Origin of the sequence: Microcoleus sp. LAD1_D5 (assembly GCF_036702115.1) — a bacterium.
Lineage (GTDB): Bacteria > Cyanobacteriota > Cyanobacteriia > Cyanobacteriales > Microcoleaceae > Microcoleus.
On sequence record NZ_JAUBSA010000163.1, the window covers coordinates 1 to 2,787 of the forward strand.

The following is a 2,787-nucleotide window of genomic DNA, read 5'->3' on the forward strand; positions in this document are numbered from 1 at the left end:
CTCCCGCGCATGAGTAGAAGATCTCAGTGGTTCAACCCGATGATGGGGCTTACTTGGAGTAGAGGTAAGGCAAAGTTCATTGGTGTTAACTTTAAGGATGCGATCGCCCTCAACCAGGCGAGCGTAGGGAACGGCTCCTCAAACCCTCAAAACTAAGATTGGGGGCGATCGCGCTTGGAGTTTCTTTCTCCCATTCCATTCTCAAAAGTAAAAACGATCGCTTGTCTGATAAAATGTTGAGCGACGGCTTCAGGTGATTTCGCAGAAAGAATTTACCGATAGAGGTAGAATATAGTGTTGATGACTAAGAATGTGGATACATGAGTCTCAACAGACTCAACAACAGCATTAACATCGTCGCAATAAGATTCGCGGTGTTCTGTCGGTGCTGGGGCGAGCGCCCTTCAATCTGAGATGATGATTGAAACTGAGCCATTTCTCGGTCAACTGAGCGAATGGGTAGCAGAAGTTGATTCTTCCTTTGCTGCTTTGCTCAAAGATTTGATTGATTGGGTCAGATTGCTCCCAGAGTCAGCCGTAGAGTTAATTCCTAGAGCTGGACTACCATTAAACTACCAACACTCTTGGCAAGGAATCTCGCCTTTTGTAGTCGGTAACGTCTTGTGGAGTTTATATGCGTTTTTGAGAACGCCTCAAGATTACTCGGAAATTCTCTGCATTAGCATCGCCCTCGGTGGCGATGTGGATACGACCGCAACAATGGCTTGTGCCATCGGCGGGGCATTTCTGGGCCTAGAAGCCATCCCGAATCAACTAGCGGAAGTTTTGAACGATCATGGTAGCTGGGGCCTCAGCGAACTGATTAAACTCGCTGACAAGTGTTATCAGTTGAAAGTCAAGTTGTAGCCACTTCTAACAACTTAGGACTTATTATTACGGCTAGATAAATTTGGACGATCCACATTTGTGTTTCTAAATCAGTCGATCGCCCAAACTCCAATTCCCTCAATCACACGATTTGCTCGCTAGAAGGTTCCCCGGTAGCAGGAGGATCTACCGTATCGCCAAAGGCAATCCGCAGAAAAGGCGGAGCCAAAAAAGTCGTCAGAATCACCATGATAATAATCGAGACTTCTAACGGTTTATCCAAAACTCCACTCGCCGAACCGATGCCGGCAAACACTAACCCGACTTCGCCCCGAGGAATCATCCCCACTCCGATCGCCAATCGATTGATTCCCGGCAGACCAAACACCACCCAACCAGTCACCAGCTTGCCCAAAATAGCAACCACAATCAAAAATACGGCAATCAAAAGTCCCGCCCGATTATCCGGCACCGCTGGGTTCAAAACTCCCAAATCGGCCCTGGCTCCCACCGTCACAAAGAAGATGGGTACAATCATATCGGCGATCGGTTTCACCAATTCATCCAACTCATTGCGCGCATCGCTTTCATCCAACACCAAACCAGCCGCAAACGCACCCAAAATCGCTTCGAGATGAATTGCATTGGCCAGAAACGCCATGAACAAGGCAAAAATAAAGGCGGGAATCACAATATTGCCGCGAGTTTTGAGTTTCTCCACCACAGCAGTGAAGCTTTTGTTAAAGATGCCGCCCAACAGAATCGAACCCAGTAGAAAGACAGTTGCACTGACAATCAAATAAATGACATTAACAACGTCAATCTCACCGGTTTTCGCTAAACTGGCGACAACAGCCAAGACAATAATTCCCAGCACATCATCAATCACCGCCGCACCGACAATGATTTGACCTTCTTTAGATTTCAGCCGTCCTAATTCCGACAAAACTTTTGACGTAATTCCGATGCTAGTTGCCGTCAAAGCAGCCCCCGCAAAAATCGCCGGAATCGCCGGAGTGTGGAAAATCATCATCAAGCCCACAGTACCGGCGGCAAAGGGAACTGCCACGCCGGCACAAGCGACAACGACGGCTTGAACCCCCACTTCTTTTAGTTGTCTGAGATCCGACTCCAAACCAATTTCAAACAGCAGAACAATCACGCCTAATTCAGCCAGCACTGAAATGACTTCACTCTGCGATTCAAACACACTGGTTAGGGCGGCAGGAGACAGATGATTAATCGATTGCAGAACTGTCATAATCCCTGAGTTGGATGCTGACAGCCCGCTTCCGGGAAAAACTACCAGGTGTAAAGCAGATACGCCAACAATTACCCCTGCTACAAGTTCACCCAGAACCGGCGGAAAATCAAATTTTATAGCCGCTTCCGCGCCTAATTTACTGGCGAGGTAAATCACTACTAAAGTGAGCAAAACTCCGCTGAGGACGATCGGCGAATTTTCAGCCTCGACTGTTGCTAACAAAGGTATGGGAGCAACTAGGGATGCCATCCCAGAACTTAAAGCTGTAATTGTATGGTTCAAAAACATGGTTACGATGATGGTAAAAAAGACGTTGAAACCAGACACTCCGGGACGCACACAAACTGAAGCGTTCCGGTTTTTTTAATGCGGGCCAAAGGATTCAGACGATCAAGCAAAACTCGAATAACCCAAATCTGGCGGCACATCCTGCCAGTGCCCTTGTCCGACTGCTTGAATTGCTTCTTTTAGCAAGATATCGCCGGTATAAATTGCCCTACCGACGATCGCACTTTTGACACCAATTGGTTCCAAAGCCAGCAAACTCAACAAATCTGCGATCGAACTAACGCCACCGGAGACAATCACCGGAATCGAAATAGCGTTAGCAATTTCGCCCAAAGATTCCAAATTCGGCCCTTCCATAGTACCGTCGCGGTGAATGTCGGTGTATATAATTTCAGCCGCCCCTAACT

General features: G+C 47.6%; 2 protein-coding genes and 1 pseudogene. 1 reads left to right on the top strand and 2 read right to left on the bottom strand.

Going from position 1 to position 2,787, the window contains the following annotated elements; all coding sequences use genetic code 11:
* Positions 1-381: 381 nt before the first annotated feature.
* Positions 382-867, top strand: a pseudogene (locus tag QUA70_RS28260) (ADP-ribosylglycohydrolase family protein); the annotation flags it as partial.
* Positions 868-970: 103 nt separating this feature from the next.
* Here QUA70_RS28260 and QUA70_RS28265 read toward each other — a convergent pair.
* Together QUA70_RS28265 and QUA70_RS28270 are read right to left on the bottom strand one after the other, a co-directional pair.
* Positions 971-2,380, bottom strand: coding sequence for a cation:proton antiporter (locus QUA70_RS28265; protein ID WP_333336191.1), 1,410 nt, complete (start codon positions 2,378-2,380; stop codon positions 971-973).
* 102 nt (positions 2,381-2,482) lie between these two features.
* Positions 2,483-2,787, bottom strand: a 305-nt coding sequence (locus tag QUA70_RS28270) for a HisA/HisF-related TIM barrel protein (RefSeq protein WP_333351058.1), incomplete at its 5' end; no start/stop codon positions are given.

Bases quoted from the DNA above. Each gene is read 5' to 3' on its own strand.
- QUA70_RS28265 (WP_333336191.1), bottom strand. From the start codon at position 2,380: ATGTTTTTGAACCATACAATTACAGCTTTAAGTTCTGGGATGGCATCC.